Genomic DNA, 15,581 nt, shown 5'->3' on the forward strand with positions numbered 1-15,581 from the left:
TCACACCAATTTTTCGATTTCGGCGATTAATTCACGTAGACGCTTCAAGACCACCCGGGCATCGCGCCTCTGTGCCTTGGCAGCACTGGTATAGGCGCCGCTTTTTAGCGCATTCTGATTACCTCGCGGCGCGCCAGGACTGTTTCCACCATGCATGCGGCATCGCTTCTTTCCTCGGACCGTGGCTGTCCGGCAGGGCATCCCGGAGCGCGTTTTCGCGCCACAACGCGGAGACTGTTGTGGCTGCAAGGGGTTGTTTTTATCGTTCACCTATACCCCCGTGTGACAGCTCTGCCCCGGTGGCCATCGACCCAGTCACGAGTGTCTGGTTGGCACTCACGTTGATATGCTGCACCGTGACCGTTTGCTGACCGCCATTTCGTAGGCGGTGCAGCGTCACCATCGCCTGTTGAAACGTGCCCATCATGCGGGCCGCAGAGTTCATTAGCCGTGCCGTTTCAGCCGGACTGTCTTGGTCTATGGCGCGGTCGACCAGTTTGAAGGCGGCGGCATGCGCGAGCCCGGCCTGATGTACGAGCATCTTCGTCAATGGGTCGCTGCAAGCGGTTGCGGCGGCGGCGTCAATGCCGAGAGCCAAGATATCGAGACGCCTTTGCGCCAGTAGTTCAGTACGTACAAACGAAGCAGCTAGGGCGGGGGTGTCCGGTGTCGCAAGCGTATCGCGCACCGACCAGCCACCGCCGTTCGACGCGAGCTGTGCTTCATCCGGCACGGCCTCGCCCGCGACAACCGGCGGCAGCGCGGCAGGTTGTAGCTGTGCCAAGGCCGCAGCGCTGTGATACGTAGCTTCGATCTGGAACGTCGAGGCTTGTTCTTGGCATCCCGCGGCCTCGGCCGCCGCAGCGGACTTCTGAGCAATGTACGCTTCCTGCTGCTGCAGGATCGCGCCCTTCATTTCCTCTTTCATCATGTCCCTCATGACGTCCTTGCATCATTCTCACCACGGCTGTCGACAAGCTTTCCCACCACGACGTCGACCAGTTGCGTGTATTAGTCGGTCACCGCCAGTTGTTTCTCGGCCTTGTCAGCGCGGGACTTCCAATATCTGACGTTGCGGGCGCGCTCGTTGAATTCGTGCGAGCGTGCAGCCAATTTGCGCCCAGCCTGTTCGGCCACCGCACGGTAGCGCTCGACCTCGGCCATCGACGCCTTCACCTGGTCGTTGGCCTCGAACACACGGGCCATCATTTCGTTGTCGGCTAGTGTCACGGCCATGTCGTTCTTGATGTCGTTCAGTTCTTCCAGCACGTCAGCGAGCTGAGCCTTATAACTGGCCAGCTCCTCGCGCAGCGCCGCGTTTTCGGCCAGCAGTTCTTCAAGACCGGCGACGGCCTCGCTGGCCTGTTCGGGAGTCAGGTGTTGGGTGGCGACCTCGAGAGCGGGGGCATTGCCCTGCGACGCCAGCACTGTAGCGACATTTGCCTTGCGCGTCTTGCCGATCTTCTCGGTTCTCTGCTCGTAGCTCTTGCCGTTGCGGGTGACAGTCTTCGTGGTGGACCGCATCTCTTCATTGTGAAGAGATGCGGTCCACCATCTTGGAAACGAATCCGGTCGAGACGTAGCAGGCCTTGGCGATCATTTCCTGGCTCCACGATGCCCACTCGGGATCGGCCAGTAGCGTCGAGACCGATCTGCGTTTGTCCTCGTTGGTGCGGCGCAGGCCGTGGCTGCCGTTCGCCCCGACCGAACACCTAGATCAACTTGAACGTAATCCTTTCAATGAGGAATTCTTTGAAAGATTCGTTGCGCGCGTTATTGGTTACCTCGAGGATACAGCCCGGCTCAAGAGGCTTGCCGAGCCTTTCATTTCGGGCGGAATGCCAGAAATATGGGAGGATGTACAGGCGTACCAGGATTTTCGCGTAAGCTTTTTTGATTATCTTGATCGAGCAGCGCGTCTCCCCAACAAACCGAAGGTCGCCCGAATTATTTTGGAACGACTGGACGTCGACGCTCCGCTGGGTGGAGAAGAAGAGTGGGCCGAAGTGTTTGGTGAGTTCTTGAAGGAAAACGGATGGACTGACGAAGCTTGGGTCGAGCATGCTTGATGCTACAGTGACCGGCCCGGCTTTTTGTAGCCAACTTCAGAGTTAGTCGTCGGCCGTAAATTTGATGCCAGATTCGAGCTTTCGGGTGTACTGGCGGGCGAATTCGGCGGGTGCTACTTCTCCGAGAGCCCTGTGAGGACGGCTCTCATTGTATTCCTGCTGCCAGGACGAGATCTGCATTCTGGCATCGCGCAGGGATTCAAACCAGTAGGCATTGAGACATTCATCTCGGAACGTGCCGTTGAAGGACTCGATGCAGGCATTGTCAGTTGGCTTCCCGGGGCGGCTGAACTCAATCTTGACCTTGTTGTGGTAGGCCCAGAGGTCGAGGATGTGACTGGTGAATTCGCTGCCGTTGTCGCAAAACAGCGTTCCGGGAACCCGGCCGTTTTGCTCGACGCGGTTAAGCACGGCCACGACATCGGTACCTGATAAGCGCTGTCCTACTTCAATCGCCAAGCACTCTCGGGTAAATACATCGACAATAGTCAGGCAGCGGAACCGTGTCCCGTTGGCGAGCTGGTCGGCGACGAAGTCCAGACTCCATGCCTGATCGGGGCGCACAGCTGGTGTTCGTTGTGGTCGGGTGACCTGCGCTTTGGATCGACGCCCGGGCCGGTAACGCAAGCCCAAACCTTCTTCCCGGTAGATCCGGTACATTGACCCCGCTACTGAGACGGAAACCCTCGCGCTTGAGCAGCACGCCGATCTTGCGGTAGCCGTACCTCATCCGCGTGATCGCCAATTCCCTCATGCGCTGACGTGGTGCCGTTTGTGGATCCTTGCAGTTCTTGTAGCTGTGGACACGTGGCGCCATCCCGACCAGGCGACAGGCTCGGCGACGATCTTTTTCAGACGCTCGTTCTCTTCCTGCAGTTGCTTGAGCTGCCGGCCTGGTCACTATCGAGACCCGCGTACTGCTTCTTCCATCGATAGAACGTCTGCTCAGAAATGCCGATACGGCGGATGAGGTCGGCAACAGGCAGGCCTGCTTCCGCTTCCTTCAGGACCGCAACAATCTGCTCGACTGCAAACCGTTTCTTTTCATGCAAAACCCCTTTTCATAAGGACAGTTTCGCCGAAAACTAACGTTGTTGCTGGCTACTATTTTTCAGAGCCGATCACTTTTCATCCCCGCTGAGCACCACGCGGTTGCGCCCCGCATGCTTGGCGCGGTACAGCGCGGCATCGGCCTGTCGCATCAGCGCATCCGGGTCGCCGGCCAGGCGCCCCAGCTGGACCGCGATGCCAACGCTGATCGTCACCTGGCCCGCCGCCGCGCCCTCGTGGGGGATCCCCAGTGTTGCGATCGCCCCGCGCAGCGCTTCGCCGATCTGGCGCGCTTCATCGGCGCCCGTGTTCGGCAGTACGATCGAAAACTCTTCGCCGCCGTAGCGCGCCGCCAGGTCGCTTGCGCGCCGTGCGCCGTCCGCCAACGCATGGGCGACGCGGACCAGGCAGGCGTCGCCGGCCTGGTGGCCATAGCGGTCATTGAATTTCTTGAAGTGGTCGACGTCGAGCATGATGACGGCAAGCGGCTGGCCTTCGCGCGCCGCGCGCGCGCACTCGGCGTGCAGCACGTCGTCGAAACGGCGCCGGTTGGCGAGGCCCGTCAGACCGTCGGTGATGGCCAGGGCCGCCAGCTTGCGGTTGGCCTCCTCCAGTTGCGCAGTGCGCTCCGCAACGCGTTGCTCGAGGCTGTCGTGCAGGGGTGCGCTGGCGATCGAGATCATCGCCTGCGCACCGAGCATGCGCAGGAACTCGATGCGCTCTTCGGTGAACGACGCTTCGGCCAGCCGGTTCTCGAAGTACAGGACGCCGTCGGTGCGGCCGCCGTGCCGGACCGGCAGGCACATCACGGCGCGCGGCCGTCGCTGCCGGACATAGGGATCGGCAGCGAAGCGCGAGGCGCCGGCGACATTGTCTTCGATGACCTCGGCGCCGGTGCGGATGACGTAGCGCAGCACCGACAGCGGGAACTGCGGATCGCTGGCGGCGTCGAGGTCGAGCCGGCGCGATTGCAGCACGGTGACGGCGTCGCCATCGCTATCGGCCTCGAGCCGGTAGGCGCCCTCGGACAGCAGCAACAGACGCGCGACCTGCCCGCCGGCGTTCTCGCGCACGATCGAAATCAGGCGTTGCAGCACGTTGCGCAGGCCGACTTCGTTCGACAGGATCTGCGTCGCCTTGAGCAGCGAGACCAGGTCCAGCGCACTGGTACCCTGGGTATGGGATGCAGTGTGCGATGGCGTCGTGCGTGCGTCCACACTCGGCAGCAAGGCGCCATGCCGTGCGCGCAGTTGCGCCGCCTTGCCCTCGGCGCCCCACTGGCCGTAGCGCGCGATGGCGTCCCTGATGAACACCACGGCCACGCGTGGCTGGCCATGCTCGAACCAGTATTCGCCGCACAGTTCGTTGCCCAACGCCTGGAGGTTGACGTAGCCGGCTCGGCCGGCGGCGTCGACCGCCTGCTGGTAGCAGCGCGTCGCCAGCGGCAAGTCCTGCCGGTAGCGCGCCATCTCGGCCCGCACCAGCCAATGCCTGGCGTGGATGTCGTCCGGGCCTTGTTCGGCCCAGCGCGCGAAGCTGGCCTGCAGCGCTTCGATCCGTGCCAATACCGCATTTGCATCGGTGCGTCCGGGATCGCGCCGCAGCACGCGGATCAGGATGAGCGCGGCGTAGAAGGTCGACTCAGGCACCTTGGCCTGGCCGCGCATGATCTGCGTCACCTCGCCGAGCTGGTCAGCCAGCGCCTCGGCTTCGGGGCCATCGAACAGGTAGGCATTGCGGATCTTCCCCTGCAACAGGTACGCGCGGTACAGGGAAGAGTCGCCGTATCGTTCCAGGAAGCGCGCTTCGTTGAAGCTCGCATCGTCATCGCTGTCGCTGCGCGCCGCCAGCCCCATCAGGCACTTGATCGGCTCGATCGCGGCGGCGACGCAGCAATCGGCCATGGCTTGCTGGCCGTTCGCGCGCATCAGCGCCAGGTCGCGCTCGATGTCGTGCATGAGCTGCGGCAGGTAGTCGCCGAGGATGATCCGGTCGGTCGCGCGCACGGCCGCCACCACGCCGACTTGCACGTAATCGCCGATTTCCAGCGCCCAGCCGAAGGTTTCCTCGTACAGCGCATCGGAACTGCGCAGCGGCTGCGTCCAATGACTGACCATGGCGGCAAACATGAGCGCCGTCTGGATCCGGGTCTGCAGGTTGGCGCGGCCCCTGGCCAGCGCCAGCGCCATCGCGCCGAAGCGATAGCCGCGTCCGGCATCGCCGCTGCGCATCGCCACCAGCATCGCGTAGGCGACGTAGCCGACGGCGCTGAAATCGCTGGCTCCCTGCCGCATGGACAGGTGGGTCATCGCCAGCACCATCAGCCCGCTCAGGTCCTGCTGGCCGGCGTAGTAGGCCGCCATCCACAGCCCGTGCATCAGCTGCAGCGCCGCCACCGCCTCCGGGTCGCACATCTCGGCGGCCGCCAGTAACTCGTCGGGCGCGCGCGCATCGTGCAGCCGCTCGATGTCGGCGAGGAGCTCATCGAAACGCGCCTTCAGTCGTGCTGTCTCGTGCGGAATGACCACGCCCAGCAGCGCCAGGCCGTCGCGCAGCACGGCGATGGCATCAAGCAGGCGCCCCTGCAACTGGTACTGGTGCGCCTGGACTGCGATGCAGCGCACCTGTTGGAGCGGCGTGCGGCTGCGCGCGCGCACCAGCGGATAGATCGCCTCGGCGGCATCGAACTGGCCGCACAGGTAGGCCGCTTCCGCGGCGCCGAGCTGAAGGTCGAGCCAGAGCCCGGCGTGCGTGTGCGATGCCTGCTCCGGCAGGAGCTCGAGGCCGATGCGCATGTGCGCCAGCGTGGCCTGGAACGCGGCGGCGCGGCGCGCCCTGGCGCCGGCGCGCAGGTTCAGCTCCGCCAGCTGCACGCGCTCGCCGCCGTCGATGAGCAGCGCACGGCCGGCGTTGAGTTGCTCCACGATCTCGAACAGCTTGCCTTCCCGCGCGTCCGCTGTCGCGTGCCGAAGCATCAGCCGGCCGATATACAGGTGGTTAGCTGCACGCGCGCCGGCATCGGCGAGCAGGTAGGCGGCCTGCTGTACCCGGTCGTGCAGGAAGCGGTAGCCGACACCGCTTTCGTCGCCGTCCGCGCCAACGTATTTGTAGCGCCCGTCGAGCGGCTGGATCAAGCCCGCGTCAAGCGCTGGCCACAGGTCTTGTTGCGTGTCCCAGGCGGAGCGTTCGACAGCCAGCGCGAGCGTGTCGAGCGTAAAGCGCCCACCGATTGACGCGGCCAGTTGCAGCAGGCGCTGGGCCGCCGGCGGCAGGCGGCGGATTTTATCGAGTAGCAGCTCGACCACGTTGTCCGTATAGTCTGCCTGTTCGATCGCGGCCAGGTCCCAGTTCCAGCAGTCGTCAGGCGCCTGGTAGCGCAGGTGGCCGGCGTCGTGGATCGAGCCCAGGAACTGGCTAAGAAAAAACGGGTTGCCGCCGGTCTTGCGAAAGCACAGCCGGGCCAGTGCGGCGCAATGTTCGACGGGCACGCGGATGGTAGCCGACACCACCTGCGCCACCTGCGGCTCCGTCAGTGCGTCCAGTACCAGCGTGGACAAGCGCACCCCGTCCATGAGCAGCTTGTCGCGCAGCCCGATGAGAGGGTGGACGGCATCGACTTCATTGTCACGGTAGGCGCCGATGACCAGCATATGACCATGCACGGCCTCGTCTCCCCGCGGGACCATGAGCAGCTCGATCATCCGCAGCGTGGCCGCATCGGCCCACTGCAGATCGTCGAGGAACAGCACGAGCGGGTGGTCGAGTGTGGCGAACACGTCGACGAACCGGGGGAATACGCGGCTCAGCCTCAGCCGGGCCTGTTCCGGCGCGAGCACCGGCGCCGCTTCGGTGGGGCCGACGACCAGCGCCAGCTGGGGGATCAGTTCGACCATCACGCCCAGGCCACTGCCAAGCACGCTGCGCAGTTTGCCGGCCCACCGCTGCAGCACGTCCTCGGGTTCGGCAAGCAGCTGGTTCACCAGGCCCTGGAAGGCCTGGATCAGCGACGCGTATGGCACATCGTGCTGGAACTGGTCGAATTTGCCCGCTATGAAGCAGCCGCGCCGGGCGACGATCGGCCTGTGCACTTCGTTGACCACCGCCGACTTGCCGATGCCCGAATAGCCGGCCACAAGCAGCATCTCGCGGCCGCCTTCGGCGCTGCGTTCGAACGTCGCCAGCAGCGCGGCGATCGCATCCTCGCGCCCGTGCAAGGTCTGCGGCACCAGGAAACGGCCGTCGTGGGCGGACAGCGCGAGTGGTTGCGCCGGCGCCGGGGTGGCCATCCCGGCGCGGCAGGCCTCGAGGTCGCTGCACAGGCCTTGCACGCTCTGGTAGCGCTGCTCGGCGTTCTTTTCCAGCAGCCGCTGGACGATCGCCAACAGCGAGCCCGGCAGTCCGGCGAGCACCGGATGCGTCCAGTCCGGGCTGCGTGCGATGTGACAATGCACCAGCTCCATCTCGTCGCGCGTATCGAATGGCGCCGTTCCCACCAACAGTGCGTAGAACGTCGCGCCGAGCGAATAGAAATCGGCACGGTAGTCGACACGGCGGTTCATTCGCCCGGTCTGCTCCGGCGCCATGTAGCGCAGCGTGCCCTCAAGGGCGCGAGGATGGACGATGCCCTGGTCTTCCTGCGGCAGCTCGCAGGCGATGCCGAAATCGATCAGCTGCAGCAGGCGCCGTTCGTCATTCCACACCAGGTTGGACGGATTGATGTCCTTGTGGATTACACCATGCCGGTGCACCTCTTCCAGCGCCGCGCACAGCTGTAGCGCGATGTCGAAGAAATCGTCCAGCGCCAACGCCGGCTGCGATGGCGCCTGGCGAGCCGGCGCCCGCGCGTGCAGCACCCTGTCGAGCGAAACGCCGCCAACATCTTCGTGGATCATCATCCAGCGTCCGCCGTGGAACTGCAGCGCGAGCGGATGCACGACGCCTGGATGACGGCATCGACGGGCGATCGCATACTCGCGCTTGAACTGCGCCAGCTGTTGAAAGGACGGGAATTCCTGGTTGGGCAGCTTGACGATCAGCGCGGTACCGTCGGCGGCGCGGGCGCGGGCGCGGTAGACCAGCGAGCGGGCACTGTCATGCAACTGTTCGATGATCTCATGGTCGAAGAGGAAGCTCATGGGCGGAATTCGTGGCGTGCCAATGGTAACTGACGCGAGACACGGAATACGGAATGGAATGCTTACCTACTGGCAAGCATTATATCAGGACATCATTGTTGGTTAACCGAGAGGCTTGATACCTCGATGCCGGCGGGAGCGACTGGTGATGGGCCCGTGTGCCGACAGAAATCGCTGCGCATGCCTGGGTGACTTGTAACGGCGCATCTGCCGCTCTCGCTGTCGCGTCGGTTGGTGCGACAGCTCGGCAGGGTTGTTGAGCCCTTGTGCTGGCGGTGTTCGACGCCTGGCATAAGCTGAAGCCTGGCTGCAGAGTAGCTCTTTAATTTGTCAGTGATCAGAACCCGTGGCCCACAAGCCCCTGAGAAGCTTACGGAAGAATCGTTGGGCTGCCTGCCGGTCGCGCCGGCTTTGCACAAGGACATCGAGCGTATGGCCCTACGGTAAGTTGACAGTACCCTTCCGAGGCTTTCGCCACCGTGTTAGCGGCGGGTGTCGTCTCGCTTGAAAAACGAGGCTGGAAAATGCTGAACGAATTCATAGGTTAGCCGGATATGCCTCTCCAGCTTGGCCCCGGCGGTATCATAATCACGTCGCAACACTGCGTCCGCGATTTCCTGGTGTTCCGTCTGGGCGTCGCGCGGGGGTGTAGCAATTTGCTGTGTAGCATGAAACGCTACCGAAAGGCGTCGGTAACGCTCAGCCTGCGCGTAAAACACTTCAAATAGGTTGAGGAGGCGGGGCGACCCGCACGCGCTGATCAATGCCTTATGAAAAACGTAATTGCGCTCCTCCCGGCTCGAAAGCGCGGCATCGTCCTTGTTGATCTCTAGCGCTTCTTCGACACGCCGAAGGCGATGCAATGCCGCCACGACATCCGCCTCCCAGGCATCGCCACCGAGTGCTATCGAATCGCGAAGCGCTTTTGTTTCAACCAATACGCGCGACTCGGTAAGGTCCTTCAGATCCTCGAGTGACATGGCTGCCACGCGAAAGCCGCGCTGTGGCTGTGCTATGACCAGCCCGTCCGCTATCAAAAGCGACACAGCTTCCCTCAGTGTGCTCGTTCCGGTCCCCAAAGTATGGCGCAAGAATTCAGGCCGCAGCTTCTCTCCCGGTGGAAAGACACCATCAAGGATACCTCTGCGTAACACCCTATAACACGCGATCACCGAGGTGCGAGCTTCGCTCGCTGACTCTTCGCTGGTAGCGGAATCGAACAATGTATTCATATCAACATATTTAGAAAAAGGGCACTCGTGTCCAGGCGCTATCGTTGAGCTCAGGCCGCCCGTCGCTACAGCCGACAAGCTTTGTAAGGACACACCAAGCATATCGTGAACGATCATACCACGATCATGTAATAACCTAGATTTGAGAAAATCTCGATATTATTGCTATAAATCGTTTTTCTGTGTATCGTCCATTTAGCGCTCGCGAAACTCGGCCGCACTGAGTTCGATAGTGCAAGAAGAAATTTCTTTATAGAAATCTAGGCGGAGGAGATCATGGCAATTACAGGCGTTATGCGTCCGGGACACGCGGCTATCCGTGTGCTGGAGTTGGAGCCGGCGGTGGCTTACTACACAGACACCTTAGGATTGATGGAAACGGGACGGGACGAGCAAGGTCGCGTCTATTTCAAATGCTGGGATGAACATGATGCTTACAGTGTAATCGTGCACGAGGCCGACTCTCCCGGACTCGAATACATGGGCTTCCGCGTCGACAGCGAGGCGACGCTTGATGCGTTGGCCGGGTCGATTGAAGGGAGTGGGCTTGCGACGGATTTGAAGTGGATGCCGGCTGGCGAATTGCGTGAGACTGGGCGCCGCTTTCAGTTCCGTGCTCCGTCAGGTCACCTCTTCGAGCTGTTTGCGAGCAAGACCGCAGCGGGCATCGCTACCGGGGATTTGAATCCGGCGCCGTGGCCGGACGGCTTGCGCGGCATGTCCCCAACGCATTTCGATCATTGTGCGCTTTCGGGAACGCATATCCAAGAGACCGTAAGATTATTCTGCGATGTGCTCGGCTTCAAGGTCGCCGAAGAGATTATCGTCGGTGAACATGACCAGGAACAGATTGTGGGCTCGTTTTTGACTTGCTCAAACAAACCCCACGACGTTGCATTCCTCGCTTATCCCGAGCCCGGCAAACTGCATCACATGTCCTTTGGCACACAGTCATGGAGTGAATTGCTGCGAGCCGCCGACATTATTTCGAAAAAAGACGTCATGCTGGATATTGGCCCCACGCGACACGGTGTGACGCGGGGCCAGACGATCTACTTCTTCGACCCTTCTGGCAATCGCAATGAAGTATTCGCTGGCGGCTATCTTCACTATCCCGACCGGCCGAAGATCCGCTGGACTGGGGAAGAGTTCGGTCGCGCGATCTTTTATCATACCCGCGTTCTCCACGACCGCTTCAAGGAAGTTGTTACGTAACCACGTTTCACCATGACGAAAGGGCCTGCGAGCTCCCACGCTGGGCGAAGCCGTGCCGCAGGCTTTCTTAAATATCCTTGAATTCAAGTTATCATGAGCAAACTCATATCGCGCGAATCTCCACGCACTTACATCCTCGTACACGGTGCGTGGCATGGCGCATGGTGTTGGTCGAAAGTTGTGCCTGAAATTATCGCGAGTGGCAATCACGCGATTGCGATCGACCTCCCGAACCACGGCCTTAAATACGACAAAAACAGCACAGAAATTGGACTCATCTCGCAAGCAGCGTATTGTGCTGCGGTTGTCGATGCGATCGACGCGACGGAAGGGCCAATAGTCCTTGTAGGACATAGTCTCGGCGGCGTATCGATCTCACTTGCGGCAGAGGCGCGCCCGCACCGGATTGCGGGTCTTGTCTACCTTGCAGGAATTCTCCTGCAGTCGGGGCAAACTTCTTCTCAGATGATTGCTAGCGATGCGTCTTCGCTCATTCCGCAAGCAGTTGTACGGGATGCCGAAAAAGGAATCTCATGGTTGAAGCCGGAACATGTCAAGGAGGTCTTTTATGCAGACTGTGGCGATGCCGACGTCGTATTTGCATTAAACAACGCCGTGCCAGAGCCTGCACTACCCGGAAAGACTCCAGTCATGTTAACCGACGAGCGATTTGGTCGCGTGCCGCGGGCGTATATACAATGCCTGAGGGACAAGGCTATTACTCCAAGCATGCAAGCGCGCTACATTGAGGCGATGCCGTGCGAAAAAGTTGTTTCGCTTGACACCTCACACTCACCTTTTTTCTCGGCGCCGAAAGCCTTGGCGGAAATATTGGTCTCCATTTATTAGTGAGACAATCCTCCCACCTGATATGAAGTTCATGTTGGAGTTAATCAGTGATTTGACTTGCAGGAGAAGCCATGGGATATTCAATCAAAGTCGAGCCGACTGGAGAAATTTTTTCATGCTCGCAGTCGTCTACTTTGCTGGGAGGAATGGTTGCGACAGGCCGTCGCAGTATTCCAGTGGGATGCCGTGGTGGCGGTTGCGGCATATGCAAAATTTCTGTCATCAGCGGACATTACATTGCTGCAAAGATGAGCCGGGCATGCATAAGTGAGGAAGAAGAGCGTAACGGCACCGTGCTGGCTTGCCGTATTACACCGGTCACTGATCTTTCGATTCGCGTTATCGGCAAGCTTGCGCGTTGCCTATCTAGGTAACGTTCAAGCAAATCCTCAAGGCGATCGATATTGCGCATGGCATTGTGCGGTCTTGGCAAGGCCGCCAATGACCTACGAGATCGGGCAACCCAGGGGGGCTTTGTTGCATAAATAAACGATAAGCCTTTGATTTTTCATTGAATTATAAATTTAGCATCGAAATTTTTATTCAATAAAGTCAATGACTTGCGGATTTATGCAACAAAGCCATGTGGAATTCCCGAGTTCCAGTTTTACTTCATTGGACGAAGCCTGACTGAGGGCCGCGCCGCACCACTCAACGATTTTAACAACGATAAAACTGGAGGAGCAATGAAGAACCCATACTTGCACATGGGCCGTGTGCTGCTGGCCGGCGCGGCACTCGTGGCCACTGCCGCTTCGGCGACCGAGGGCGGCGGTTCGAGCTATCCCATGGGGGCGGAAAACTACCTGACCGGGGCGATGCCGCCGCCAGGATTCTATACGCTTGCGTTCATCAACCACTACTCAGGCGACGAACTGAAGGATGGCGCCGGCAACACGCTGCCGGTCGATTTCAGCGTGCGCGCGACGGCCATCTCGCCGCGCTTTGTCTGGGTGACGGGCAATACCCTGTTCGGCGGCCAGGTCGCCCATGCGATCATCGTGCCATTGGTCGATCTCCACGTCGACGTGGCAGGGGCGGGCTCGCACAAGCGCGGCCTGGGGGACATCACGATCAGCGCACTCGCGCTTGGCTATCACCATAGCGAGCATTTGCACAGCGTCGCTGCGGTCGACATCATCACGCCGACCGGTTCCTACGACCGCAACCGGCTCGCCAACCCTGGTCGCAACTACTGGGCGATCGAGCCTGTTTACACGGCGAGCTACATCGATCCGGCAGGGTGGAACGGCGACGTGAAGCTGATGTATGACTTCAACCACAAGAACAAGGACACCGATTATCGCTCGGGCCAGGAAGCGCACATGGACTATTCACTCGGCTACGCAGTCGCGCCGAACTGGGTCTTGGGCGTCGGTGGCTATGTGTATCGCCAAACCACGGGTGACGAGTTGCATGGCGTGGACGTGGGCAACAAGGGCCGCGCATTCGCCATCGGACCGTCGATCAAGTACGACACCGGAAAAGGCTTCTTCGTCACCGCGAAGTTCGAAACGGAATCCGGTGTGCGTAATCGCGCCCAGGGCCGGGCGTTCTGGATCAAGGCCACCATTCCGCTATAAGCCCGCGCTCCTCGCCACGAGGCGGTGCTGTCATACGCAGCACCGCCCTGCCGCGTCCGGCAGGGCGGCCTACTGGCTGGCCACCGGGTGAAACTTGATCGTCACGACGTCAGCCACGATCGAGGTGTCGTTCCACTCGCTTGATCTGCCCCGGCAAAACTGGGCAACTTCCTGGATGAGTTTTGGTCCAACTTTTTCCTTCGAGAAGGAGTGCGGCCATGAAACGGAAACGGTACTCAGCAGAGCAGATTGTCTCGATTCTCCGGCAGGCAGAGCTGGGGATGGCAGTAGGTGATATCGTGCGCCAGCTGGGCATTTCAGAGCAGACGTTCTATCGCTGGAAGAAGCAGTACGCGGGCATGCAGGTCGAAGGTGTGCGCGAGCTGAAGATCCTGCAGGAAGAAAACGCGCGGTTGAAAAAGCTGGTCGCCGAGCTGAGCCTGGACAAGGCGATCCTGCAGGACGTCGCCTCAAAAAAGTGGAGCGGCCCGCGCTGAAACGGGAAGTGGTGAAGTACATCGTGAGCCACTACGGCCTGAAGCTGGCGCGGGCCTGCAGACTGATGAAACAGGTGCGCAGTACACAATACCTGCACAGTCGGAAGGACCCGAAACTGCCGTTGCGGCAGCGTTTGAAAGAGCTAGCACAGGTGCGCCTGAGGTGGGGCTACCGCCGCCTGCACATCCTCCTGAAGCGCGAGGGTTTCCAGCTTGGCGTCAACCAGACCTATCGCTGGTATCGCCTCGAAGAGCTGCAACTGCGCTCCTGGCCCAAAAAGCGCAGCAAGACGACCATGCCCCGGCAGGCGCGCATGCAGGCGCGCTACATCAACGACGCCTGGAGCATGGACTTCGTAGCCGACCAATTGGCCGACGGGACAAAGATCCGGCTGCTGACGATCATCGATATCCACAGTCGGGAATCGCTGGCGATCATCGTCGGTCATCGCCTGCGCGGCGACGACGTCGTCGCGGCGCTTAACCGCATTGTCGAACGACGTCCGGCACCGAAATGCCTGTTCGTCGACAACGGCAGCGAATTCTCGGGACAATTGCTCGACTTATGGGCGTACCACCACCAGACGAAAATCGACTTCAGCCGGCCCGGCAAGCCAACCGATAACTGTTTCATAGAGACATTCAATGGATCGCTACGCGACGAATGCCTGAACATTCACTGGTTCGCATCGCTGACCGAGGCCCAGGCCGCCGTCGAAGCCTGGCGCCGGGACTACAATGAGAGCCGTCCTCACACAGCTCTCAAAAACCTGACACCGCCTTCGCCCGGGAGACGGCAGCTGAAGGGGCATAAAACGGGATCTCAACAGACCGAAATTTTGTCTTCAAAGTGTCCAGGGAATCCAAGCGGATCAGCGGATCGCGGCCATGTCGGCGCCATCGTTGACGAGGTAGCCGACCAAGTGATAGAGCGTGCGGTCACGGAACCATTCGTGCAAGCGCATGAAGTATTGCTTGACCTTCAGCCATTCGCTCCTTGCATTGGTGCCGGGCGCCTCCAAGCGACGGCGCCAGAAGTGGAAAGTCGCGTGCAGCGCGGAGGGCGTCTCGGCAGCGCCACCATCTTCGCGCGCGATCAGTTCGAAGATGTACTCGATTCGGCTAGGGCAGCTCGCAGCGCGCTGTATCGACCACCGGATCGAACCCGGCGGCTGACCAAAGCGCAGGCGAGCACGGCTCAAGACATTGCAGCTTGTGGATCGTGCCATGACATTCGTCGATCCGTTGTGGATCGAAGCCCGCTTTTTGAAAGTGGCCGTCCACATTGCTGGTGAAAACGAAGTAACCATGCCGCATCGCCTCTCCCCACTTGCGAAGCATGTCGAAGCCGGCGTGCGGCGTGGTGTCACGGTACAGCGCCAAGCGGTGCCCATAAAACCCCCAGGCCCGGCGTGGGTTGTTACGAAACGCGGCCGGTGAGGCGATCTCCATAAAGGAAGTCCCTTCGGCCGCCAGTGCCGGGTAGGCTTTCCAGAACCCGCCATTACCGCGAAAGTCGGGTAGACCCGAATCGACGCCCATGCCGGCGCCGGCGGCGATCACCAAGGCATCGGCCCCGGCAATCAGTGTAGCGGCGCGCTCGATGGCTGCTTCGGTGCTCGCCGACAGGTGGCGTGAGGCGTTCATCCGGCTTCTCCTAAACGCAGGCGCGCATATCGGGTACCGTCCTCGGCGAACGCGATGGTCCAGTACTGGTCCAGCGCCAACGCTTCGACCAGTGCGCAGGTGCGGGAATACCCGATCCTGAACTCGCGCTGCAAGCGTGAAATTGGGTAGAGCAGGATGTCCTCGCCTTGAGCGCGCAAGGCCTCGATCCAGGCTGCTGCTTGCGGCAGCAGGGGGTCTGCTGCGCCAATGCCGTGGTTGGGCACATTGGTATTCATAATTGTTCCTTTCGATGATGCGGGCCCGTCACTTGCTGCGGACGCCT

General features: G+C 60.8%; 12 protein-coding genes and 3 pseudogenes. 6 read left to right on the top strand and 9 right to left on the bottom strand.

Annotation, left to right across the window (positions count from 1 at the left end; translation table 11 throughout):
* From FBX97_RS30440 to FBX97_RS27985, 3 genes are all read right to left on the bottom strand, one after another.
* The gene (locus FBX97_RS30440; RefSeq protein WP_304599203.1) at positions 1-270 is read right to left on the bottom strand and encodes an HGGxSTG domain-containing protein; all 270 of its coding nucleotides are present in this window, start codon (positions 268-270) and stop codon (positions 1-3) included.
* Positions 260-931, bottom strand: coding sequence for a hypothetical protein (locus tag FBX97_RS27980; RefSeq protein WP_141839031.1), 672 nt, complete (start codon positions 929-931; stop codon positions 260-262). Before FBX97_RS27980 ends, FBX97_RS30440 begins: the two co-directional genes overlap by 11 nt.
* A gap of 80 nt (positions 932-1,011) precedes the next feature.
* Positions 1,012-1,524 carry a hypothetical protein gene (locus tag FBX97_RS27985; RefSeq protein WP_141839033.1) on the bottom strand — a complete coding sequence of 171 codons (513 nt, stop codon included), beginning with the start codon at positions 1,522-1,524 and terminating at the stop codon, positions 1,012-1,014.
* 65 nt (positions 1,525-1,589) lie between these two features.
* Here FBX97_RS27985 and FBX97_RS27990 point away from each other — a divergent pair, with 65 nt between their 5' ends.
* Positions 1,590-2,069: a hypothetical protein gene (locus FBX97_RS27990; RefSeq protein WP_141839035.1), complete on the top strand. Its 480-nt coding sequence runs from the start codon at positions 1,590-1,592 to the stop codon at positions 2,067-2,069.
* A 42-nt stretch (positions 2,070-2,111) separates the two neighbouring features.
* On the opposite strand, the pseudogene FBX97_RS27995 reads toward FBX97_RS27990, so the two are convergent.
* The 4 genes and pseudogenes from FBX97_RS27995 to FBX97_RS28010 form a co-directional block, all read right to left on the bottom strand.
* Positions 2,112-3,121: pseudogene (locus FBX97_RS27995) on the bottom strand (IS3 family transposase).
* 69 nt (positions 3,122-3,190) lie between these two features.
* Positions 3,191-8,254 (bottom strand): diguanylate cyclase domain-containing protein, encoded by a 5,064-nt coding sequence (locus FBX97_RS28000; protein WP_141839037.1) that lies wholly within the window; start codon positions 8,252-8,254, stop codon positions 3,191-3,193.
* 141 nt (positions 8,255-8,395) lie between these two features.
* Positions 8,396-8,692: pseudogene (locus tag FBX97_RS30310) on the bottom strand (DDE-type integrase/transposase/recombinase); the annotation flags it as partial.
* Positions 8,693-8,736: 44 nt separating this feature from the next.
* The gene (locus tag FBX97_RS28010; RefSeq protein WP_221631891.1) at positions 8,737-9,603 is read right to left on the bottom strand and encodes an FCD domain-containing protein; all 867 of its coding nucleotides are present in this window, start codon (positions 9,601-9,603) and stop codon (positions 8,737-8,739) included.
* Between the two features lie 159 nt (positions 9,604-9,762).
* Here FBX97_RS28010 and FBX97_RS28015 point away from each other — a divergent pair, with 159 nt between their 5' ends.
* From FBX97_RS28015 to FBX97_RS28035, 5 genes and pseudogenes are all read left to right on the top strand, one after another.
* Entirely contained in the window at positions 9,763-10,701 is a 939-nt protein-coding gene (locus FBX97_RS28015) for a catechol 2,3-dioxygenase (RefSeq protein ID WP_141839039.1), read from the top strand.
* 93 nt (positions 10,702-10,794) lie between these two features.
* Entirely contained in the window at positions 10,795-11,550 is a 756-nt protein-coding gene (locus FBX97_RS28020) for an alpha/beta fold hydrolase (RefSeq protein WP_141839041.1), read from the top strand.
* A gap of 71 nt (positions 11,551-11,621) precedes the next feature.
* On the top strand, positions 11,622-11,924 hold the full coding sequence (locus tag FBX97_RS28025; RefSeq protein WP_141839043.1) for a 2Fe-2S iron-sulfur cluster-binding protein: 303 nt from the start codon (positions 11,622-11,624) through the stop codon (positions 11,922-11,924).
* Positions 11,925-12,236: 312 nt separating this feature from the next.
* Entirely contained in the window at positions 12,237-13,133 is an 897-nt protein-coding gene (locus tag FBX97_RS28030) for a transporter (RefSeq protein WP_141839045.1), read from the top strand.
* A gap of 218 nt (positions 13,134-13,351) precedes the next feature.
* A pseudogene (locus FBX97_RS28035) lies at positions 13,352-14,409 on the top strand (IS3 family transposase); the annotation flags it as partial.
* A gap of 343 nt (positions 14,410-14,752) precedes the next feature.
* On the opposite strand, the gene FBX97_RS28040 reads toward FBX97_RS28035, so the two are convergent.
* The gene (locus FBX97_RS28040; RefSeq protein WP_141839047.1) at positions 14,753-15,277 is read right to left on the bottom strand and encodes a Sir2 family NAD-dependent protein deacetylase; all 525 of its coding nucleotides are present in this window, start codon (positions 15,275-15,277) and stop codon (positions 14,753-14,755) included.
* Positions 15,274-15,534: a hypothetical protein gene (locus tag FBX97_RS28045; RefSeq protein ID WP_141839049.1), complete on the bottom strand. Its 261-nt coding sequence runs from the start codon at positions 15,532-15,534 to the stop codon at positions 15,274-15,276. The genes FBX97_RS28040 and FBX97_RS28045 overlap by 4 nt, the downstream gene beginning before the upstream one ends.
* Between the last annotated feature and the right edge of the window lie 47 nt (positions 15,535-15,581).

The organism is Herbaspirillum sp. SJZ107 (assembly GCF_006715485.1).
Lineage (GTDB): Bacteria > Pseudomonadota > Gammaproteobacteria > Burkholderiales > Burkholderiaceae_D > Telluria.